18 protein-coding genes are annotated in these 21,039 nt (G+C 71.1%); 10 read left to right on the top strand and 8 right to left on the bottom strand.

The genetic code is table 11. The features are described 5' to 3' along the window. Window positions 1-46: 46 nt before the first annotated feature. The gene (locus ACFWE2_RS03190; protein WP_377222757.1) at window positions 47-3,577 is read right to left on the bottom strand and encodes a family 43 glycosylhydrolase; all 3,531 of its coding nucleotides are present in this window, start codon (window positions 3,575-3,577) and stop codon (window positions 47-49) included. A gap of 273 nt (window positions 3,578-3,850) precedes the next feature. On the opposite strand from ACFWE2_RS03190, the gene erm reads away from it, so the two are divergent. The 3 genes from erm to ACFWE2_RS03175 all read left to right on the top strand — a co-directional run bounded on the left by erm (window position 3,851) and on the right by ACFWE2_RS03175 (window position 5,799). Continuing rightward, entirely contained in the window at window positions 3,851-4,663 is an 813-nt protein-coding gene (erm, locus tag ACFWE2_RS03185; RefSeq protein ID WP_377222756.1) for a 23S ribosomal RNA methyltransferase Erm, read from the top strand. 85 nt (window positions 4,664-4,748) lie between these two features. After that, entirely contained in the window at window positions 4,749-5,351 is a 603-nt protein-coding gene (locus tag ACFWE2_RS03180; RefSeq protein WP_377222755.1) for a hypothetical protein, read from the top strand. Window positions 5,352-5,391: 40 nt separating this feature from the next. Further along, window positions 5,392-5,799: a DUF4345 domain-containing protein gene (locus ACFWE2_RS03175; RefSeq protein WP_377222754.1), complete on the top strand. Its 408-nt coding sequence runs from the start codon at window positions 5,392-5,394 to the stop codon at window positions 5,797-5,799. 422 nt (window positions 5,800-6,221) lie between these two features. Here ACFWE2_RS03175 and ACFWE2_RS03170 read toward each other — a convergent pair whose 3' ends face one another. Then, the gene (locus ACFWE2_RS03170; RefSeq protein WP_377222753.1) at window positions 6,222-6,575 is read right to left on the bottom strand and encodes a nuclear transport factor 2 family protein; all 354 of its coding nucleotides are present in this window, start codon (window positions 6,573-6,575) and stop codon (window positions 6,222-6,224) included. Between the two features lie 63 nt (window positions 6,576-6,638). Beyond that, on the bottom strand, window positions 6,639-7,163 hold the full coding sequence (locus ACFWE2_RS03165; protein WP_377222752.1) for a GNAT family N-acetyltransferase: 525 nt from the start codon (window positions 7,161-7,163) through the stop codon (window positions 6,639-6,641). A 137-nt stretch (window positions 7,164-7,300) separates the two neighbouring features. On the opposite strand from ACFWE2_RS03165, the gene ACFWE2_RS03160 reads away from it, so the two are divergent. Continuing rightward, the gene (locus tag ACFWE2_RS03160; protein WP_377222751.1) at window positions 7,301-8,080 is read left to right on the top strand and encodes a lytic polysaccharide monooxygenase; all 780 of its coding nucleotides are present in this window, start codon (window positions 7,301-7,303) and stop codon (window positions 8,078-8,080) included. Window positions 8,081-8,459: 379 nt separating this feature from the next. Here the strand turns inward: ACFWE2_RS03160 and ACFWE2_RS03155 are convergent, their stop codons facing one another. Next, window positions 8,460-8,618 carry a hypothetical protein gene (locus ACFWE2_RS03155; RefSeq protein ID WP_377222750.1) on the bottom strand — a complete coding sequence of 53 codons (159 nt, stop codon included), beginning with the start codon at window positions 8,616-8,618 and terminating at the stop codon, window positions 8,460-8,462. Here ACFWE2_RS03155 and cysK point away from each other — a divergent pair. The 3 genes from cysK to ACFWE2_RS03140 all read left to right on the top strand — a co-directional run bounded on the left by cysK (window position 8,617) and on the right by ACFWE2_RS03140 (window position 11,519). Continuing rightward, window positions 8,617-9,552, top strand: a complete 936-nt coding sequence (cysK, locus tag ACFWE2_RS03150) for a cysteine synthase A (protein WP_377222749.1) — start codon at window positions 8,617-8,619, stop codon at window positions 9,550-9,552. The two genes, ACFWE2_RS03155 and cysK, sit on opposite strands and share 2 nt — an antisense overlap. Then, on the top strand, window positions 9,552-10,148 hold the full coding sequence (gene epsC / locus ACFWE2_RS03145) for a serine O-acetyltransferase EpsC (RefSeq protein WP_377222748.1): 597 nt from the start codon (window positions 9,552-9,554) through the stop codon (window positions 10,146-10,148). Before cysK ends, epsC begins: the two co-directional genes overlap by 1 nt. Window positions 10,149-10,406: 258 nt before the next feature. Beyond that, window positions 10,407-11,519 carry an LLM class F420-dependent oxidoreductase gene (locus ACFWE2_RS03140; RefSeq protein ID WP_377222747.1) on the top strand — a complete coding sequence of 371 codons (1,113 nt, stop codon included), beginning with the start codon at window positions 10,407-10,409 and terminating at the stop codon, window positions 11,517-11,519. Window positions 11,520-11,577: 58 nt separating this feature from the next. Here the strand turns inward: ACFWE2_RS03140 and ACFWE2_RS03135 are convergent, their stop codons facing one another. Beyond that, on the bottom strand, window positions 11,578-12,021 hold the full coding sequence (locus ACFWE2_RS03135) for an MGMT family protein (RefSeq protein WP_377222746.1): 444 nt from the start codon (window positions 12,019-12,021) through the stop codon (window positions 11,578-11,580). Between the two features lie 115 nt (window positions 12,022-12,136). Here ACFWE2_RS03135 and eis point away from each other — a divergent pair, with 115 nt between their 5' ends. Beyond that, window positions 12,137-13,453, top strand: coding sequence for an enhanced intracellular survival protein Eis (eis, locus tag ACFWE2_RS03130; RefSeq protein WP_377222745.1), 1,317 nt, complete (start codon window positions 12,137-12,139; stop codon window positions 13,451-13,453). A gap of 28 nt (window positions 13,454-13,481) precedes the next feature. Here eis and ACFWE2_RS03125 read toward each other — a convergent pair whose 3' ends face one another. Next, a complete protein-coding gene (locus ACFWE2_RS03125) occupies window positions 13,482-14,510 on the bottom strand; it encodes an Fpg/Nei family DNA glycosylase (RefSeq protein ID WP_377222744.1) in 1,029 nt (342 codons plus the stop codon). Beyond that, on the bottom strand, window positions 14,503-14,955 hold the full coding sequence (locus tag ACFWE2_RS03120; protein ID WP_377222743.1) for a ribose-5-phosphate isomerase: 453 nt from the start codon (window positions 14,953-14,955) through the stop codon (window positions 14,503-14,505). The genes ACFWE2_RS03125 and ACFWE2_RS03120 overlap by 8 nt, the downstream gene beginning before the upstream one ends. A 78-nt stretch (window positions 14,956-15,033) precedes the next feature. On the opposite strand from ACFWE2_RS03120, the gene ACFWE2_RS03115 reads away from it, so the two are divergent. Further along, window positions 15,034-17,076, top strand: a complete 2,043-nt coding sequence (locus tag ACFWE2_RS03115) for a M13 family metallopeptidase (RefSeq protein ID WP_377222742.1) — start codon at window positions 15,034-15,036, stop codon at window positions 17,074-17,076. An 84-nt stretch (window positions 17,077-17,160) separates the two neighbouring features. Here the strand turns inward: ACFWE2_RS03115 and pepN are convergent, their stop codons facing one another. Further along, window positions 17,161-19,704 carry an aminopeptidase N gene (gene pepN, locus ACFWE2_RS03110; RefSeq protein WP_377222741.1) on the bottom strand — a complete coding sequence of 848 codons (2,544 nt, stop codon included), beginning with the start codon at window positions 19,702-19,704 and terminating at the stop codon, window positions 17,161-17,163. A 208-nt stretch (window positions 19,705-19,912) separates the two neighbouring features. Here pepN and ACFWE2_RS03105 point away from each other — a divergent pair, with 208 nt between their 5' ends. Beyond that, window positions 19,913-20,926, top strand: a complete 1,014-nt coding sequence (locus ACFWE2_RS03105; protein WP_377222740.1) for a hypothetical protein — start codon at window positions 19,913-19,915, stop codon at window positions 20,924-20,926. The last annotated feature ends 113 nt before the right edge of the window (window positions 20,927-21,039 follow it).

Below are 21,039 nucleotides of genomic sequence, written 5' to 3'. Positions count from 1 at the left end.
CTGACCCGCCGCACCAGGTGCGGCGGGTCAGGGCCGCCGGCGCCCGCTAGCTCCGGGCCTGGACCTTGGCCGTCTGCGCGGAGACCGCCTCGCCGGGGAAGGCCCCGGGGCGCGACGCCGTCACGCGCACAGACATCCGGTGCCCGATGTCGGCGGACGTCAGCCGCAGCGTCTTGCGGGTCGCGTCGGCGACCGGCTCGCCGTCCCGCAGCCACTGGTACGTGAACGTCAGGCCGTCCTTGGTCCATGTACCGGGCGTTGCGGTGAGCTTCGCGCCGTCGACGGCCTTGCCCTGGACCTTCGGCGACCGCACAGCCTCCGGCTGGACGCCGTCGTAGGGCAGCGGGTCGACGCTCGTGAGCGTCGGCACCACCTTCTCCATGAGGCCGTCGTCGCCGAACGTCAGCCGGTCGATGGTGGTCTCCCGGTGGGTCCCGTCACCGCCCGGCATCCCGAACCGGTGGTAGGCGATGTACCACTCGTCGGTCCCCGGTACCTGGACGATCGAGCTGTGGCCGGTCCCGAGGATGCCCTGGCTCGGGTCCTTCTCGAGGATGACGCCGCGGTAGGTCCAGGGCCCGTGGACGCTGGTCGCCGTGGCGTAGCCGACGCGGTAGTCGGGCGAACCGGTGTCGTCGATCGAGTAGGTCAGGTGGTAGAGCCCGTCGCGGTAGTTGAGGAACGTGCCCTCGCGGAAGTCGGTCAGGCCGCCGATCCGCTTGAGCGTGTCTTGCTTGATCGACAGCATGTCGTCGCTCAGCTCGGCGTACACCGGCCCGTTGGACGGCCCGCCGTTGCCCCAGAACAGGTAGTACTTGCCGGTCTCGGGATCCTGGAACGCCGACGGGTCGATCGCCTGACCCGAGGAGATCGCCTCGTTGTTCTGGACCATTGCCTCTGGCTGCGCGGTGAACGGGCCCTCGGGGCTGTCCGCCACGGCGACGCCGAGCGTCTTGCGGTTGTAGGTCGGGTTGTGGCCCGAGAAGTAGAAGTAGTACTTCCCGTCCCGTTCGATGATCGTCGGCGCCCAGGCGTTGCCGGTCGCCCACGGCACGTCGCCGTTCGCGCCGTCCAGGGTCAGGAACGGCTCGGCCGAACGCTCCCAGTCCGCCAGGTCCTTCGACTTCCAGACGTAGAAGTCCTTGCCGCCCCAGCCCGGGACGCCGTCGGTGGTCGCGTAGAGGTAGTAGTGGTCGCCGAACTTCGCGATGTTCGGGTCGGCGTACAGGCCGGGCAGCACCGGCGACCGCATCTCGACCGCGCGCACGGTCCAGTCCCGGGTGGCACCGTCCTGTGCGGTCACGGTGAACGTCTGCGCCGTCGAGAGGTCAACGGGGCCGGTGACGTCCGGCGACACCGTCGACGTCGATACGGTCCCGAAGACCGGCTCCAGCGCCGTCCGGTCGGTACCGGGCGTGACCGGCAGGGTCACCGTCGAGGAGGCCGAGTCGATCACCGCCGGGATCTTGAGGCTGTCGAGCTCGACGCCGGTGATGGCCGTCGGGTCCGCCCCGAGCTCCTGCACCTCGCGGGCCGTCAGCGCCCGGTTGTAGATGCGGAAGTCGCGCACCTTGCCCTTGAGGTACTTGTCGGAGGTGTAGTTGGAGCGGCCGATGTAGTTGGCGGTCGTGCGGCCGTCGCCGATGTCGCCGGGCTTGATCGTGACTCCGGTCTTCTCCCCGACCTTGACGCCGTCGAGGTAGAGCACGGCGGTGCCGTCCTGGAGCGTGTACGTGAGCGTCTTCCAGGTGCCGCGGGGCAGGGCGGACCCGCCCGCCACGGTCTGCTCGGTGCTCCAGTTCCCGGTCGCGATCGAGGTCCGGTAGTTGTTGCCGGTGGTGAAGAGGTAGCCGTTGCCGGTGCCCCCGCCGTCGGTGTTGCCCAGGCCCCAGATGAAGTACGGCGTCGCCTGGGCGGGGTCCAGCCAGACCTTCGTCGAGACGGTGATCGCGGTAAGGCCCGCCATCATGTTGTTCGGCAGCCGCACGTGGCCGTCGGTCCCGCCGAGGTTCAGCGCGCCGTCGGCGAAGGTCGCGTCGCCGCTGACCGTGCCGTCGTACCCGTGGCCGGTGCTGTCCGTGGCGACGGTGCCCGATGTCTCGTCGAGGTCGTACTGCGCGACCAGGCCGTTCTCGTCGGCGACGACGGGCGTCGGCTCCTCCGGGATCACTATGCCGTCGCGCAGGGCCGCGAGCTCGGCGGCGGTGACCGGGATGACCGTGCCGTGGCGCGGGCTGGCCGGCAGGTCGTAGTTCGCGGCGACCTGCCAGTCCGGGTTCTCCAGGTCGTCGGTGCCGAGCGGGATGTAGCCGCGGCCGCCGTACTCGTCGACGAACAGGTAGTACGGCGAGCCGGACGTGTCACCCGGGTTGGCCTCGAAGACGGTCGGACCCTCGACGGCGGACGTGCCGGCGTCGCGGCCGATGCAGGCGTCCATGAAATCCCAGGACGGGTCGCCGGGCAGGTCGACGGCGGTCAGCGACGGGGACTTCTCCTGGATGATGTCGGAGCAGCCCGTGCCGCCGCCGCCCTCGTCCTTGGTGAAGCGGTAGAAGGTGTCGTTCTCCTTGATCACCGTGGAGTCGATCCTGGACTCGCCGCGGTCCTGCCAGATCTTCGCCTCGCTGAACGTCACGAAGTCGCGGGTCGTCGCGTAGAGCATCCGGTTGTACGCGTTCCCGGTGTGGTTCGGGTCGTCCTCCGCGTACAGCTTCGACGCCCAGAACACCACGTACTGCTGGAGCGACTCGTCCCAGTAGGCCTCGGGCGCCCAGGTGTTGCCTGCGGTGTCGGGCGAGACCTTGACGTGCCGCTGCGCCGACCAGTTGATCAGGTCGGTCGACTCCCAGACCTCGAGGTACTTGCTGCCCTGTCGCTGCGCACGGTCCCAGTCGCCGTTGCGGCCGATGGAGAGGTCCGTTGCGATCAGGTAGAAACGGTCGCCCTCGGGGGAACGGATCAGGAACGGGTCGCGCAGGCCCATCTCGCCCATGGTCGACTCAAGCGTCGGCTGCCCTTCGTTGAGCTCGTCCCACTTCAAGGCGTTGTTGCCCCGGCTGGCTGCGAAGTAGATCTTCTCGCCGGCTACCGAGTTGCCCGTGAAGTAGCTGAAGGCGTAGCCCTCGTACGGCGCGGCGGCCGGCTGCTCCCGCACGGTGAGGGGGAACTCGCGCGTGGCGGTGGCGCCGCCGACGTCGGCGGTCGCGGTCAGGGTCACCGTGGTGTCCCCCGCGCCGTGCGTGGGGCGGTCGACGACGCCGTCGGTGGCGACGACGGCCGGGTCGGACGACGCCCAGGTGACCGTCGCGCCGTGCAGGCCGGACGACGGCAGCGTGAGGTGCCCGCGCACGTCGTCCGCGTGGACGATGTTCAGCGCGGCGGCAGCGGCGTCGGCGTCGGCCTGGGCGGCCGCGTCGGCAGCGGTCGCGGACGACGTGGCCGTCGTGTTCGTGGTGGCCGTCGCGGGTACTGCGGCGCTCGCCGGCAGGAACGGGAGCAGGCCGCCGAGCAGTGCCGCGACGGCGCCGACTGCGACAGGGCGTGGGGGCAGAAGGGAACGACTGGTGCTTCTTTGCACGGTGACCTCACAGAAATGTGAACGTTAACAGTGCGCCATACGACCATCGCGGATTCGCCGTGTCAAGCCTGGTGGAAAAACGCTGGCCCGCCCCGGAGGGCGGCTCGTAGGGTCGGCCACGATGAGCGCCCACATGATGATCAGAGAGCGTTCCGCCCGCTAGCGGCGCGGAACGCACTCTCACACCCAGCGCGTGCCCCGCGCCGCCGGCTCCCGCCGGGCGGCGCATTCGTGCTGCCCGGATCTCGAGTACCGACGACTTCCGGAGCACACATGTCGCGCAACCGTTCCTCACGTACCACTGCCCAAGACTCCGCCGCCCTCCACGACCTGCCGGGCGGCGCCCACGAGCTGGGACAGAACCTCCTGGTCGACACGCAGGTCATCCGCCGCATCGTCGACCTCGTCCCCGACGCCGACCGGCCGGTGGTCGAGTGGGCGGCCGGCCGCGGGGCGCTCACCCTGCCGCTGGCGCGCCTGGGCCGTCCGCTCGAGGCGGTGGAGATCGACCCGCGCTCGACCGGGCGCCTCAGCAGGGTGGTCCCCGGCAACGTCACGGTGACGCGGGACGACATCCTGCGCCACGCACCGCCGTCGGCCCCCTACGACCTCGTGTGCAACGTTCCGTTCCACCTGACCACACCGGTGCTGCGGCGCCTCTTCACGCTGGCCGGCTGGCAGCGCGCCGTGCTGATCACGCAGTGGGAGGTCGCGCGCAAGCGCGCCGCCGTCGGCGGCACCACCCTCCTGACCGCCCAGTGGTGGCCCTGGCTCTCGCCCCGCCTGGACCGCCGCATCCCCGCCGGGGCGTTCCGGCCGCGCCCGAGCGTGGACGCCGGGCTGCTCGTGATCGACCGTCGTACGGAGCCCCTGCTGCCCGTGCGCGAGCGGCACGGCTACCAGCGCTTCGCCGCGGCGGTGTTCAACGGACGCGGCCGCGGGCTGCACGAGATCCTCGTGCGGCAGGGCATCGCACGGGACGACGTCCGGCGGTGGGCGCGCGAGCACGGCGTCGGCCCGAACGCGCTCCCCCGCGAGCTGGACGCCCGGGCATGGGCGGGGGCGTACCGCCTGAGCCGGCGGTAGGCCGGTCCAGCAGGGGGCGTGACCAGCCCCGATCCATCACAGCATGCCCAGCGGATCGTCATGTCGGTGCGGTCGAATGGTCCCCATGACACGGACCACCTCGTACCGCCCGCGCCATCGCTGGATCATCGCCGTCATCTCGGTGGTGGGCGGGCTGGCATTGCTCGGGGTGGCCGGCGAGCTCGTCCTGCGCGGCATCATCGACGACCGGATCGCGAGCGCCGAGGCGGACCTGCCCGCGGGCGTCACCGTCGCGCGGGACGACACCCCAGCGCTCTGGCAGCTCGCGACCGGTCAGGCCACCGTGTCGGTGCGGGTCTCCCCCGAGGCCCTCACCGACACGGCGCGCGCCGCCACCGACCTGCCGGGGCTCCAGGTCGCGTCGGAGGCCGGGGACCTCGTCGCACGGCTACCGCTGTCCATCGCGGGCAGCGAGCAGACGGTCGACGTGCTCCTCTCCGTGGCCGCCGAGGGCGGCCAGGCGGTGCTCCGCGCGGACACGGTCCGGCTCGCCGGGCTCAGCATGCCCCTTGCCACGCTCGCGGAACAGCTCGGCAACGACCAGCTCGACCGGCTGGTCGAGGGTGTGGCGTTCCCGGAGGGTCGGGACCTGCAGCAGGTGGAGATCTCGTCGGCGCGCACCACCGGCGACGGGCTGGAGCTCGGGGCCGAGGTGGCCATGTGGTAAATCTCGGCGACGGGCCGGGCGCTCGTGCCAAACTGCCCATATGGGTCGTCGGACATTGATAGTGGTCATCGCCGTTCTGGGCGTCGTTCCCGTGCTCAGCGGGCTGCTCGGGATCGTGGGCGGGCCTGCGGCCCTGCCCGACGGCGAGGCCGTCAACGCCACCGTCGACGGCGAGTACCGGTTCACCAACGTGTTCTGGCTCGCCGCTGGGCTGCTCATCTGGTGGAGCCTGCGCCGACCCGAGGAACGCGCTGCCGTGACGCGCGTGATCCTCGCGATCGCATCGCTCGGCGCAATCGCCCGGCTCGTCTCCATAGCGGTGACGGGCTGGCCGCACCCGGCGTTCATCGGAGCGCTCGCCCTGGAGCTGTTCATCGTGCCGCTGGTGATCTGGTGGCACGTGCGGACCTTCCCTCGGCCGCCTGCGTTCGAGCCTGGCCGAGCCTGACCTCGGGCGCAGGGACGCCGTCGGGCACGAACGCCTGAAGTAGCGGGGAGAGTTCACGAACTCGGGCTGTGTTGCCGGCAGTAGACATTGTCAACGGAGAGCAACACAGTTCGCGGACTACGTGCTCGCCCCCGCGGAGCCTGAACTTCGCCCGCGATCTTGCGGCCGCGTGGTGGCCGGCGGCACGTTCCCCACGCACCCTGATCCACCTACCGCTTCGACACTCGGGTCACATCGACTGTGACGACGACACCAGGCCTCTCGACCTCGTCCTGCTTCACCACAGCCTGGGTTTCCGACCCGCCCACTGGAAAGCCCTCCGCGCCCGCACGAATTCGGGAGGGTCGCCACATACGGTCGAGCTCCCAGAGGGTTCGGCCATGCCCGCCGACGCCGTGCGCAACTACGCGCCGACACAACCGTCAGCTGAGCACCAGTCTCGCGATCTTCCCGTCACGCAGCTCGAACCTGAACGGCCCGGTCCCGTTGAACCGGTTGCTCGTCACCATGATGTTCGCCGTGTACTCGCCGTTCGCGGACCCGGGCAGCACCGAGATCAGCTCGAACTGGCTCTGCATCCCGATGTTGTCGGTCTCGTTCCAGCTCCGGACGCCGTCGGGACCGTGGAACTCACGCCCCCAGTCGTTCAGGTAGGTGTCGTCCGTGAAGGTGGCCACGAACCGTTCGGTGTCGGCCGCGTTCGTGGCATCGACGAACTCCTGTATGACGGGCGGGATGCTGGGCGGGACGACGCCGGGCGAGTCGTTGACAGCCATTCAAAACCTCCAAGGCACTCGGTCCCCTCGACCCTAGGCACAGTTCTGCCCGTCAGCCAGGGCTCAGCGATCCATGGTCAGCTCGTAGAACCGCCAGAGATGCCGCAGTTCTGCGGGGATCTCGGAGCCCTCGTAGGGCGAACGCTCCACGAACCCGCGCGACTCGTAGAGCCGGTGGGCCTCGTGCATGAAGCGGTTGCTGTCCAGCCGGACCGTCTGCGCCCGCAGCTCGTCGCGGGAGAGCTCCAGGAGCCAATCCAGCATCGCTGAGCCCACGTGGGTGCCGCGGTGCTCGGGGCGCACGAACATCCGCTTGATCTCGACGGCGCCGTCCGCCTGCACCCGCAGTGCCGCGACGCCCGCCGGTCCGCCGTCGACGTCCGCGAGCGCGAGCACGCCGGACGGCCTGCGGAACCGGTCGAGCGCCGCGGGCGTGTGCCGCGCGTCGCCGCCCATCGCGAAGCCGTAGGTCTCCTCGAACGTGGCGAGCGCCCACGCCATGTACTCCATCATGAGCTGGAGCACTACGGCGTCGTCGGCGGCGGACGCCTCACGGACCCGAGGCTCGATCTGGGACTGGTTCAACACGCCGTTCCTTCCTGGTCGTGCCGGAACTCTAAACGTTTCAGCGGGTGGTTTTCGCCCGCACGGGCTCCGCACAGTGTTCGTGCACCGCGCCGTGGCGGGCTCCGCCAGGCGCACCCGCCCGAGCACCTGGAGGAACCATGTCCATCCGTGCGCACAAGCGCAGTCTCACGCTCGCCATCACCGCGGCGCTGATCGCTCCGTTCGCCTTCCTGGCCACGGTCACCGCGGACACCGTCACAGCGGCGCCGGCGGCCGCCCACGGTTCGGTGACCAACCCGCCCACGCGCAACTACGGGTGTCTCGAGCGCTGGGGCAGCGACCACCTGAACCCGGAGATGGCCAACATCGACCCGATGTGCTGGGGCGCCTGGCGGCACGACCCCAACGCCATGTGGAACTGGAACGGCCTCTACCGGGAGAACGTGGGGGGCAACCACGAGGCGGTCATCCCGAACGGGCAGCTCTGCTCGGGTGGCCGTACCCAGTCGCCGCGGTACGACTACATGGACACCCCCGGCGCGTGGGTCGCGAAGAACGTCCCGCAGCAGTTCCGCCTCACCCTGACCGACCAGGCCCGGCACGGCGCCGACTACCTGCGCATCTACGTGTCGGAGCCCGGCTTCGACCCGACGACGGAGGCGCTCGGTTGGGACGACGTCCAGCTGGTCAAGCAGACCGGCAGATACCCGTCGCAGGGCACGTACGAGACCGACGTCGACCTGTCCGGACGCAGCGGCCGGGCCGTCCTGTACACGATCTGGCAGGCCTCCCACCTCGACCAGCCGTACTACCTGTGCTCGGACATCAACATCGGCGGCGGTGCGGCCGCGGCCGAGGCGAAGCCCGAGCCCGTCGTCACGACCAGGGTCGCGACGACGGCGGCCGCCGGCTGCCGCCTCGGTCAGTTCGCCGTCTGACCGCCGTCGCGCGGGCAGCGGCACCCTCGGATGGCCCGTCGGCCTCGGTCCTTAGGTGGACCGGGGCCGACGCGGTATTCGACGCCGCCCGACGACGCCTCAAAACATCGACGTGATCGATACCTGAGACAGATCTTGTCTCACAGTCCCCGCCCGCGTAGCCTGCTCCAGGCGGGCCGACGGCTCGCCAACGGAACACGCAGCCGCGCGGCCGTCCGGCCGCCCACGCAGGGAGGACGTCTTGAGCACCGTGCGCTCCGCACTCCCCATCTCGGCCCTCACCCCGATTCGCGCCGCCGCCACGCGCTCCATGTGCGTGTCCGACCGCTGCCCCCGAGGCTGTCTGTAGAGCGTCCGCTATGCGCCCGACCACACCGGCTCAGCCGAGCGTGGCCCAGGCGCCGGCGCGATGCTCCGGCCCGACCCAACCCCAGACGCTCCACGCCAGTCCCGAGGCACGCATCCGCGCGACCCGGGTGCCGACGTCGGACAGGCACGACTCCAGCCAGACCCGCCACACAGTGAAGGAAGAACACATGGCCCGCATCTACGACGACGCGACCAAGCTCATCGGCAACACCCCGCTCGTCAAGCTCAACCGCTTGACCGAGGGCCTCGAGGCGACGGTTCTCGCCAAGCTCGAGTTCTACAACCCGGCCAACTCCGTGAAGGACCGCATCGGCGTGTCCATCATCGACGCCGCCGAGGCGTCGGGTGAGCTCAAGGAGGGCGGCACGATCGTCGAGGGCACCTCCGGCAACACCGGTATCGCCCTGGCCTGGGTCGGCGCGGCCCGCGGTTACAAGGTGGTCCTGGCGATGCCGGAGACCATGTCCAAGGAGCGCCGCGCGCTGCTGCGCGCCTACGGTGCCGAGCTGGTGCTCACGCCGGGCGCCGAGGGCATGAAGGGGGCCGTCGCGGCCGCCGAGAAGATCGCCCAGGAGCGCCCGGGCGCCATCCTGGCCCGCCAGTTCGCCAACGAGGCCAACCCGAAGATCCACCGCGAGACCACGGCCGAGGAGATCTGGGCCGACACCGACGGGAACGTCGACATCCTGGTCGCCGGCATCGGCACGGGCGGCACCATCACCGGTGTGGGGCAGGTACTCAAGGACCGGAACCCCGACATCAAGGTCGTCGCGGTGGAGCCCGAGGAGTCGCCCATCCTCAACGGCGGCGCCCCCGGCCCGCACAAGATCCAGGGCATCGGCGCCAACTTCGTGCCGGAGATCCTCGACACCAAGGTGTACGACGAGGTCATCGACGTCAACCTCGCCACCGCCATCGACACCGCGCGCCGCTCGGCGAACGAGGAGGGCCTGCTGGTCGGCACCTCCTCCGGCGCCGCGCTCTCCGCGGCCCTCCAGGTGGCGAAGCGCCCGGAGAACGCAGGCAAGACGATCGTCGTGATCGTCCCGGACTTCGGCGAGCGCTACCTCTCGACCCCGCTGTTCGAGGGCCTGGTCGACTGATGACCAAGGCGCGCGGGCTGTTCCAGGTTCTTGCCGAGGACCTGGCGGCCGCGCGCGCCCACGACCCGGCCGCGCGGACGAACCTGGAGGTCGCGCTCGCCTACCCGGGCGTGCACGCCCTCTGGGCCTACCGCGCGGCGCACCGCATGTGGCGGGTGCCGTCCCTTCGCCTGCCCGCGCGGCTGCTCTCGCAGCTCGCGCGGGCGGCGACCGGGGTGGAGATCCATCCCGGCGCCCGGCTCGGGCGGCGCCTCTTCATCGACCACGGCATGGGTGTGGTCATCGGCGAGACCGCCGTGGTGGGCGACGACGTCATGCTCTATCACGGCGTCACCCTGGGCGGCCGGTCGCTCAACCGGGGCAAGCGTCACCCCACGCTGGGCGACCGCGTGACGGTCGGCGCCGGCGCGAAGGTGCTCGGCCCCGTGTGGGTGGGCGACGACGTGCAGATCGGCGCCAACGCCGTCGTCGTGAAGGACGTACCTCCTGGAGCCGTCGCCGTGGGCATCCCCGCGCGGATCCGGGTGCCGAACTCACCGGTGGCGGAACGCCCCCGGCACGAGGACCCGTCGGAGCTCATCGAGTACACGATCTGACCGACGTCCGCCGGCCTCAGCGCAGGCGCTCCGCGCGACGTCGTCATAGGTGGCCACCGTTCCACCATACCCAGGCGCGGCACGAATGGTCGGCAGAACGTCAGATGGTCGGCAGCTCGGAATGCCGACCACCTGACTTTCTGCCGACCATTCGGCGAGCGCCCGCGCGCACCAACGCCGTCGGATGAGCCGGTAGGGTGGGGGAGTACCTGGGACGCGCCGTTTCAGGTAAGGCTTCCCACGACGAGGTGACCCCGTATGCGCATCGGATTCCAGACCGGTTACTGGTCCCGCAGGCCCCCGAAGGGCATCCAGCAGTTCATCGTGGCCGCCGACCGGCTCGGCCTCGACTCGGTCTGGACGGCGGAGGCCTACGGCTCCGACGCCTTCTCGCCGCTGGCCTGGTGGGGCTCGCGCACCAGGAACGTGCGGCTGGGCACGGGCATCGCCCAGCTCTCCGCCCGCACGCCGACGGCGACCGCCATGCAGGCGCTCACGATGGACCACCTGTCCAAGGGCCGGTTCGTGCTGGGCCTCGGTGCCTCCGGGCCGCAGGTCGTGGAGGGCTGGTACGGCCAGCCGTACAGGCGTCCGCTGGCCCGCACACGCGAGTACGTCGACATCGTGCGGCAGGTGATGCGCCGCGAGGCGCCGGTGACCCACGACGGCTCCTTCTACCAGCTCCCCCTGTCCCCGGAGGCGCCGGGGGCGATGGGGCTCGGCAAGGCCCTCAAGCCCACCGTGCACCCGTTCCGTCCCGAGATCCCCATCATCCTGGCCGCGCAGGGACCCAAGAACGTGGCTCTGGCGGCCGAGATCGCGGACGGCTGGATGGCCGGCTTCTACGCGCCCCGCATGGACGACGAGTTCCGCGCGCTGCTCGCCGAGGGTTTCGACGCCCGCTCCGACGAGCGTTCGGCGGCCGACGGGTTCGAGGTCGCGGCCACCGTCCCCGTCGTCGTGCGCGACGACGTCGAGGCCGCCGCCGACGTCATCCGCCCGCACATCGCCCTGTACGCGGGCGGGATGGGCGCGAAGGACGCGAACTTCCACAAGCAGTCGCTCGACCGGCTCGGCTACAAGGAGCCGCTCGACAAGGTGCAGGAGCTGTACCTCGCCGGGCGCAAGGAGGAGGCTGCGGCGGCCGTCCCGACGCAGCTCGTGGAGGAGATCGCGCTGGTCGGCCCGATCGACAAGATCCGGCGTGAGCTGCCGGCCTGGGAGCGCACGGCGATCACGACGATGCTCGTCCAGGGCGACCCGGCCTCCATGCTGGCGCTGCTGTCGGCGGCGCAGGACTCCACGCTCGGCGGGCGGGCGCGCTCGACGACGGCCGCCCTCCTCTCCCGGGTGTCCCCGAAAAAGGTCTGACCGTTGAGTGCTGGGTATTTGTCGAGCCTGGGTCGTTGGGCCGACAAATAGCCAGCACTCAACGAGGGGCGTCCTCCGGGAACCACACCGCGCGTCTTAGGTTCACGCGGCGGCCGTCACGCGACAGCGGGCAGCCCTCCGCGCGCAGCTCATCCAGGGCCTCGGTCAGGTACTGCTTCGGCGGGGAGCCTGCCGCGTTGACGACGCGCCACCAGGGCACGCCGCCGTCGTCTCCGTCGTCTCCGTCGTCGGACGGCGGTCCGGCGGCGGCGCCGTCCGGGCGGTCGCCGTCCGGGACGAGGTGCGCGTACCGGTCCCCTGACCCGGCCATGACGCTCCCCACCTGGCGCGGCCCGCCGCGGCCGAGCTGCTCGCCGACGATCTCGGCGATCAGCCCGTACGTCATCGCGCGGCCCGAGGGGATGCGCCGGACGACGTCGAGCACCGCGGCGGCGTACTCCTCGACGTCGGTGAGCTGGGTTCCGGGCGGCGAGTCGGTCACGATGCGATCGTAGACGCGGACACGGACAGCGAGACCGGCAGCAGCACCGGCTGCAACACCGGCAGCGACAGCGTCGGGCAGTTTTCCACTTGCCCGCTGGTGGCACGATCGACGCATGGCACTTCCGCAGATCGCCCTGCCCGACGGCTACCGCTGGCGCACGCTGACCAAGGACGACCAACGGCTCGTGACCGAGCTGGACACGTGGGCGTTCCCGTCGGGCCACGCCCACGACGACATCGACGCCGCCCCGTCACCGCTGACCTGGGAACGCGCGATCGCGATCGAGGCGGAGGGCTCCGACGGGCTGGTGGCGCTGCACGCGTCCTACCCGTTCCGGCAGTTCCCCGTGCCCGGGGCCGAGCTGCCGACCGCGGGACTGACCTGGGTGGGCGTGCATCCGCAGCACCGCCGCCGCGGCCTGCTGACGGCGATGATCGACCTGCACCTGGCGCGCTCCGCCGAGCGCGGCGAGGCGCTCAGCGCCCTGTTCGCCGCCGAGGCGCCCATCTACGGCCGGTTCGGCTACGGGCACGCGGCCGACGACCTCCGCCTGGAGATCCCGCGCGGCGCCGCCCTGCGGGACGTGCCGGGGGCCGAACGGCACACGATCCGGATCGAGGTCGCCGCCCGCGAGAAGCACGGCGAGCTGGTCGACCGCCTGCACCGTGCCGCCGGCGCCGCCCCGACGGGCCTGCCGGGGATCAACCGGCCGGGCTGGGTCACCCGCGAGACCGAGGAGCTGCAGGCCGTCCTCTGGGACGACTCCCCGATCCACCGCGAGGGACGCGAGTCCCGGCGCATCATGGTCGTCGAGCTCGACGGCGAACCGCGCGGCTACGTGACGTTCCGCCGCACCATGAGCTGGGAGCCCAGGGGGCCGCGCGGGCGGGTCCACGCCGGCGAGGTCGTCGCGCTCGACGCCGCCGCGGCCCGGGCGCTGTGGGGCGCGCTGCTCGATCTCGACCTGACGAACGACGTCACGCCGTTCGTCCTGCCGGTGGACGACGTCATCACGAACCTCCTGGTGGACCTCCGCGCCGCCGTCCCGCGCACGCCGGACAACGTCTGGGTCCGGCTGGTCGACGTCGCCGGCGCGCTCGCCGGGCGCCGGTACGCGGCCGACGTCGACGTCACGCTCGCCGTGACCGACGCGCGGCTGCCCGCCAACGCGGGTGCCTACCGGCTGCGGGCCGAGGCGTTCGGCGAGGCGTCGGTGGAGCGGGTGGACCCGGAGTTCGAAGCCCCGGACGTGTCGCTCGACGTGCGCGAGCTGGGTGCCGCCTATCTCGGCGGCAGGTCGCTCGCGGCGCTGGCGGCCGCCGGCCTCGTCACGGTGCACCCGCGTCCCGGGCAGCCGGCGAACGCGCTGGCCCGCGCGAGCGCCGCGTTCGGCTGGCCGATCGCCCCGGGCTCCTCCTGGGTCTTCTGACCACCCCGACCGTTCCCGCCGTTCCCGGTCAGGTCTGGCAGGTGGGGCACCAGAACAGGTTGCGGCCGGCGAGCTCCTTGGTCAGTACCGGCGTCCCACAGACCCGGCACGGCAGGCCGGCCCGGTGGTAGACGTAGAACGCCTCGTCGGACGGCACGGCATCCGGCAGCCCGTCGGTGTTCTGCCGGGTCCGGCGACGCCCGTCGACAACGGGCTTGTGTTCGTCGGAGTCCCCGTCCCGGTCATCACCGCGTTCTCGGCTCACGTCCCGGGCCGGGCGGTCGGCCGGGCGGGTCGTGACGATCGCGCCGTGGGTCGCGCCTGCCCGCATGAGGGTCACCAGGTCGTCCCAGATCGCGCGGACCGTCGCGGCGGGCACCTCCCGCCCGGGCCGCAGCGGGTCGACACCAGCGCGGAACAGCGCCTCGGCGCGGTAGATGTTCCCGACCCCTGCGACGACCGCCTGGTCCATGAGCTGCTGCCCGATCGTGACCCGGGATCGGCCGACCGCCGCAACAAAGGCTTCGGCGTCGCCGTCGTCCCGGATCGGGTCCGGGCCCAGGCGCGCCTCGACCGCTCTCTTCTCCTCGGTCGTGAGCACCTCGCACGCCGTCGGGCCGGTCAGGTCCGCGACGGCGTGGTCGCCGAGCAAGCGCACGCGGATCTGCCCGCGCGGCTCGGGCACCACCCACGTGTCAGACGCCGAGGTCACCGGAGTGACCGGTAGGTCTGACAGGTCTGACGACGATGCCGTCGTCTCCCGCTCGCCGATGCGCTTGCGCGGCGCGCCGATCGCGTGCGCCACCTCGGGTGCGTCCGGAGCGCCGGCGAACGTCCACGCGCCGTACAGCCCGAGGTGCGTCCGCAGCCACAGGTCACCCTCGAACCCCAGGAAGAGCTGCTTGCCCCACGCCTCGCTCGCCACCAGACGGCGCCCCGAGAGCACCGCGGCGCCGTCGGCGAACCGGCCCTGCGGGCTGCTCACCCGGAGGGCCTGCCCGGCGTACAGCGAGTCGAACGTCCGCGCGAGGCGGTGGACGGTGTGCCCCTCAGGCACGCTTTGCTTCGTAGTCGGCGAGCTGGTCGATGCGGCGCTGGTGCCGCTCGTCGCCGCTGAACGGCTCTGCCACGAAGGCCTCGACGAACGACGTCGACTCCTCCACCGAGTGCATCCGGCCGCCCACGGCGATCACGTTGGCGTCGTTGTGCTGGCGGCCCAGCCTGGCGGTCTCGAGCGACCAGGCGAGGACGGCGCGGACGCCGGTCACCTTGTTCGCGGCGATCTGCTCCCCGTTGCCCGAGCCGCCGATCACGATGCCGAGCGAGCCCGGCTCGGCGACGACGGCCTCGCCGGCCGAGATGCAGAAGGCGGGGTAGTCGTCCTGGGGGTCCAGCTCGTGGGCCCCGTGGTCGATCACCTCGTGCCCGGCGGTGGTGAGGTGCTGCACCAGGTGCTGCTTGAGGTCGTACCCGGCGTGGTCGGCGGCGATGTGCAGGCGCATGAGCCCCATTCTTCCTCATCCGCGGGGTAGGGCGCGCAGCACGACGACCAGGGTGCGAAGGTTGCGTACGCTGGCGCAATGACCACCGACGCCACGGGTCTCACGTCGGGCATCGACCTCGACGCGCTCGACCCCGCAACCCGACCGCAGGACGATCTGTACCGCCATGTCAACGGGCGGTGGATCGACAGTCACGAGATCCCCGCCGACCGCGCGATGGACGGCGCGTTCCGAGACCTCTACGACAAGGCAGAGGTGCACGTCCGGGAGATCATCCAGGACGCGCCGACCGGTTCGAAGATCGGCGACCTGTACCAGAGCTTCATGGACACGGAGCGCATCACCGGCCTCGGCACGGCTCCCCTGGACGAGGACTTCGCGCTCATCCGCGACGCCGGCGACATGGCGGCCCTGACCCGCGCCCTGGGCACCCTGCAGCGCACGGGCGGCACGGCCGGCGTCCGCTTCTGGGTGGACAACGACGCCACCGACCCGGAGAAGTACGTCGTCTACCTGCGGCAGTCCGGCCTCGGCCTGCCCGACGAGGCGTACTACCGCGAGGAGCAGTACGCCCCGATCCGCAAGAAGTACCTGCCGCACGTCGCCAGGATGCTGCGCTTCGCGGGCGTCCACGACACATGGGGCATCTCCGCCGACGACGCCGCCAGCCGCGTCTTCGACCTCGAGAAGCGGCTCGCCGCCCACCACTGGGACGTGGTGCGCGACCGGGACGCCACCCTCACGTACAACCCGACGACGCTCGCGGACCTCGCCGGGTCGGCGCCCGGTTTCGACTGGGCGGCCTGGGCCGAGGCCCTCGGCGTGCCCGCGGGCGCGTTCGACGACCTGGTGGTGCGCGAGCCCGACTTCGCTACGGGCTTCGCCGCCCTGTGGAGCGAGCTGTCGGTGCTGGACTGGCAGCTCTGGATGACGTACCACGTGGTCAGCGCCCGGGCGCCGTACCTGACCGACGAGATCGTCGAGGCCAACTTCGACTTCTACGGCCGCACCCTCACGGGCGCGCAGGAGGTGCGCGAGCGCTGGAAGCGCGGCGTCGCACTCGTCGAGGGCGCGCTCGGCGAGGTCGTGGGCGCCGAGTACGTGGCGCGGCACTTCCCGCCGTCGAACAAGGCGAAGATGGACCGGCTCGTGGACGCGCTCGTCGCCGCCTACCGGGAGTCCATCGAGGGTCTCGACTGGATGACCGACGAGACCAAGGCGAAGGCCCTGGCCAAGCTCGAGAAGTTCACGCCGAAGGTCGGGTACCCCGTGAAGTGGCGCGACTACTCGGGGCTCGAGGTGGACGCGGCGGACCTGGTGGGCAACGTGCGCCGGTCCAACGCGTTCGACCAGGACTACGAGCTCGCGAAGATCGGCAAGCCGCTGGACCGCGACGAGTGGTTCATGACGCCGCAGACGGTCAACGCGTACTACAACCCGGGCATGAACGAGATCGTGTTCCCCGCGGCGATCCTGCAGCCCCCGTTCTTCGACCCCGAGGCCGACGACGCCGTGAACTTCGGCGGCATCGGCGGCGTCATCGGGCACGAGATCGGCCACGGGTTCGACGACCAGGGCTCCAAGTACGACGGCGACGGCCGCCTGGAGGACTGGTGGACCGACGCGGACCGCGCCGAGTTCGAGAAGCGCACGAGCGCGCTGATCGCGCAGTACGACGCGTTCCGTCCGGCGCAACTCGAGGCGTCCGCCGCCGTCGCGGGCGCCGAGGGCGAGGCTGCCGAGGGCGGGGCCGACGGCGAGAAGGCCGAGGACGTGCACGTCAACGGCAGCCTCACGATCGGCGAGAACATCGGCGACCTGGGTGGCCTGTCGATCGCCATCAAGGCGTACCGGATCGCGCTCGGCAAGCCGCTGGACGAGGCGCCGGTCGTGGACGGGCTGACCGCCCTGGAGCGGATCTTCCTCGGCTGGGCGCAGGTGTGGCAGTCCAAGGGCCGCGACGAGGAGGTGCTCCGCCGTCTCGCGACGGACCCGCACTCCCCCAACGAGTTCCGCTGCAACGGCGTGGTGCGCAACGTGGACGAGTTCTACACGACGTACGACGTCCAGCCGGGCGACGCCCTGTACCTGCCCCCGGCTGACCGGGTCCGCATCTGGTAACCCGCACCGCACCTCTCGTTGAGTGCTGGGTATTTGTTGGATCTGAGGCTCAGACCCAACAAATACCCAGCACTCAACGGGTGGTCAGGCGTCCGCGGCCTGGGCCGCCAGGGCGCGGGTCGTGCCGGCCAGGGACTCCACGACCAGGCGGCGCAGGGCCGGGGCCGCATCGGCGTTCGTCTCGAGCCAGGCAGCCGTGGCATCCCGCAGCTCCGCCGACGCCAGCGGCGCCGGGTAGAAGCCCTCGATGATCTCCTCGGCGATGTGGTAGCTCCGCTCGTTCCACACCTTGAGCACCGCGTCCAGGTACGGCTGCACGACGCCCGCCAGCACGGCCGGGTCGCTCACGTGCACGAACCCGAGGCCCGTGTTCCGGATGATCGCGTTCGGCACGTCGGCGTCCACCACCGACGACAGCGCGGCCAGCTTGCCCTCGACCGTCGGCTTCGCGGCCCGGGCGCGCGCGGCGGACTGGCGGCCCGTCGCGGTGTCGTCGGCGGCGAGCGTCGCGTCGATCTCCTCGTCGCCCGCGGCACCGTTGAGCACGAGGCCCTCCAGCAGCTCCCACCGCAGGTCCGTGTCGATCTCGAGACCGTCGAGCGTGACCGAACCGTCCAGCAGCCCGGACAGCGTCTCGACGTGCGCCGGCGTCGACGCGACGTGCGCGAAGAACTTCACGAGCTGGAACTGGGTGTCCGAGCCGGCCGCGGCGTCGCCCACGAGCGTCCAGAGCGTGTCGCCCACCTCGGCGAGGGTCGCGGCACGGGCCGACGGCGCCACGTACTGCCTGGCCGCCAGCACCATCTGGTTGAGCGTGGTGCGCAGGGTCGTCGACTCGGTCTCGCGGGAGATGCCGCCGAGCACCAGGCGGACGTACTCCGACGCCGGGACCTCGCCGTCGCGCACCGAGTCCCAGACCGAGCCCCACACCAGGGAGCGGGCCAGCGGGTCCGCGATGTCGCCCAGGTGCTCGAGCGCGACGCGGAGCGACGCGGCGTCGAGACGGATCTTCGCGTACGCGAGGTCCTCGTCGTTGAGCAGCACGAGCGCCGGACGGTCGAGCTCGACGAGCTCCTTCACGTCCGTCCGCGGGCCGTCGACGTCCACCTCGACGAAGTGGGTGCGCACGAGCTCGCCGGCGTCGGACAGGCTGTAGAAGCCGATGCCGAGGCGGTGCGGGCGGATCGTGGGCCACTCGGCGGGCGCCGTCTGCTCGACGACGAACGACATGATGCGGCCGTGGCTGTCCGTCTCGATGACCGGACGCAGCGTGTTCACGCCCGCGGTCTCCAGCCAGAGCTTCGACCAGGCCTTGAGGTCGCGGCCGCTGGTCGTCTCGAGCTCTGTGAGCAGGTCGGGCAGCTCGGTGTTGCCCCACGCGTGCTTGCCGAAGTACGCGGAGACGCCCGAGACGAACGCCTCGCGGCCCACCCAGGCCACGAGCTGCTTGAGCACGGACGCGCCCTTGGCGTACGTGATGCCGTCGAAGTTGACCTGGACGTCCTCGAGGTCCTTGATCTCGGCGACGATCGGGTGCGTGGACGGGAGCTGGTCCTGCTTGTAGGCCCAGGACTTCTCCATCGCGGAGAACGTGGTCCAGGCGGCGTCCCACTCGGTGGCCTCGGCCGTGGCGAGCGTGGACGCGTACTCGGCGAACGACTCGTTGAGCCACAGGTCGTTCCACCACTTCATGGTGACCAGGTCGCCGAACCACATGTGCGCCAGCTCGTGCAGGATCGTCACGACACGGCGCTCGCGCACGGCGTCGGTCACCTTGGAGCGGAACACGTACGTCTCCGTGAAGGTCACGCAGCCCGCGTTCTCCATGGCGCCCATGTTGTACTCGGGCACGAAGAGCTGGTCGTACTTGGTGAACGGGTACGGCACGCCGAACGTGGACTCGTAGAACTCGAAGCCCTGGCGGGTCTTCTCGAAGATGTAGTCGGCGTCGAAGTGCGCCGACAGCGACTTGCGGCAGAACGCGCCGAGCGGGATCTCCCGGCCGTCCGACGACGTCAGCGACGAGCGGACCACCGCGTACGGGCCGGCGACGAGCGCCGTGATGTAGGTCGAGATGCGGCCCGTCGGCTCGAACGTCCAGGTGGCGACGTCCTCGCCGGTCGCGACGGGCTCCGGCGTCGGCTCGTTGCTCACGACCTGCCACGCCGCCGGCGCGGTGACCGTGAACTGGAACGTCGCCTTGAGGTCCGGCTGCTCGAAGCAGGCGAACACGCGGCGGGCGTCCGGCACCTCGAACTGCGTGTACAGGTAGACCTCGCCGTCCACCGGGTCCACGAAGCGGTGCAGGCCCTCGCCGGTGTTCGTGTAGCCGCAGTCGGCCACGACGACCAGCTCGTTGTCGGCGGCCAGGCCCTCCAGGGTGATCCTGGAGTCCGCGAACACCGCCGACGGGTCCAGCTCACGACCGTTCAGCACGACCGACCTCACCGACGGCGCGACCAGGTCGACGAACGTCGAGGCGCCCTCCGTCGCGGTGAAGCGCACGGTCGTCGCGGACGCGAAGGTCTCCGGGCCGGTGGTCAGGTCCAGCGCGATCTCGTACGACTCGACCGCTACGACGCCGGCGCGTTCGACCGCCTCGGCGCGGGTCAGGTTCTCTCCGGGCACAGGCCCTCCACGTCTGTCATCTCGGGGGCGGCGAACGACGCCCCGCACGCCCGACGGGCGCGCCTTTTCGGTTGGGTTGTCGTCCGGTCTGTGAACTACCTGCGACGACTCGTCGATCATGCCACGCAGGAGTAACAGCGAGTAACGCCTTTGTGTACGATCGACCGCGGTCGCCCGACCGACCGATTTGAGCTGAGGGAGTCGCCTGATGTCCGGCACAGTGCCGCCGCCACCGCCGCCAGGCGGTTGGCCCGACGAGGACCCGGGTACACCGCCCCAGGAGCAGCACCCGCCCACCGCACCGACGCCCGCCCAGCAGGGGCCGGTGCAGCGTGTCTCCGCGGCGACCCGTAGACCACCCGCGATCTCACCCGCGAGCCAGTTCTCGCAGGCTGTCACGCCGGCGCCCGCGGCGCCCGGCGCTCCTGTGGTGCAGTCCGTCCACATCCACAACGGTGGCGGCGCCCCCCAGTACTACACCGAGCAGTACCAGCAGCCCTACCAGCAGCCCGGTCAGCAGGGCTGGGCGCAGCCGCAGGGCTACGCACAGCCGCAGGCCTACGCGCAGCAGGCGCCCCAGGCGGGCCAGTACCCGCCGCCGCCGTATCCGCCGCAGGGCTACGACCAGTACGGCCAGCCGGTCCACGGTGCCCCAGCCGACGGCTACGCCACCGAACCGGGGCGCAAGAAGCTCAGCCCCGGCTGGATCGCCTTCATCGCCCTGGACGTGCTGCTCGTGATCGCCGCGATCGTGTTCGCGGTGAACCTGCTGGGCAGCCCCGACACCACGCTCGGGACGGGCGAGACGCCGGCGGCCGAGGAGTCGGCGTCGCCGGAGCCCGAAGAGGGTCTGGAGACCGACGGCGGGGCCGGCGTCGAGACGTTCGCCGCGCCGTCCCTGAACATCACGTGCACGATCTCCGCCGACGCCGCCGCGTGCGGCATCGCGGAGCTCGACCGGAAGCCCGCGCCCGACGCCTCGTGCGGCGGCGCCTCCGGCTACGTGGCGAAGGTCGACCCGACGGGCAACGTGACCCAGCCCTGCGTGACCAAGCAGGACCAGCCCAAGAAGGCGAAGGGCGACATCGCGATCCTGAAGTACGGCGCGCAGAAGAAGGCCCACGGGTTCACGTGCGTCAGCGACGAGTCCGGCATGAGGTGCGTCGCCGACGCGACCGGCAGCGGGTTCTCGATCGCGCGCGCGGGCATCGGCGCCGCCTGACAGTCCGTTGAGTGGGGGGGATTTTTTGCCCCCAGCCCACAGAGCCCACCAAAAAACCCCCCACAACGGAAACCACCCCGCAGGGGGGGGGCTGGGGGCAACACGGTAAATAA

Source organism: Promicromonospora sp. NPDC060271, from assembly GCF_042726755.1.
GTDB lineage: Bacteria > Actinomycetota > Actinomycetes > Actinomycetales > Cellulomonadaceae > Promicromonospora.
Note: the sequence above shows the minus strand (reverse complement) of the source record. Positions and strands in the feature narration are given on the sequence as shown.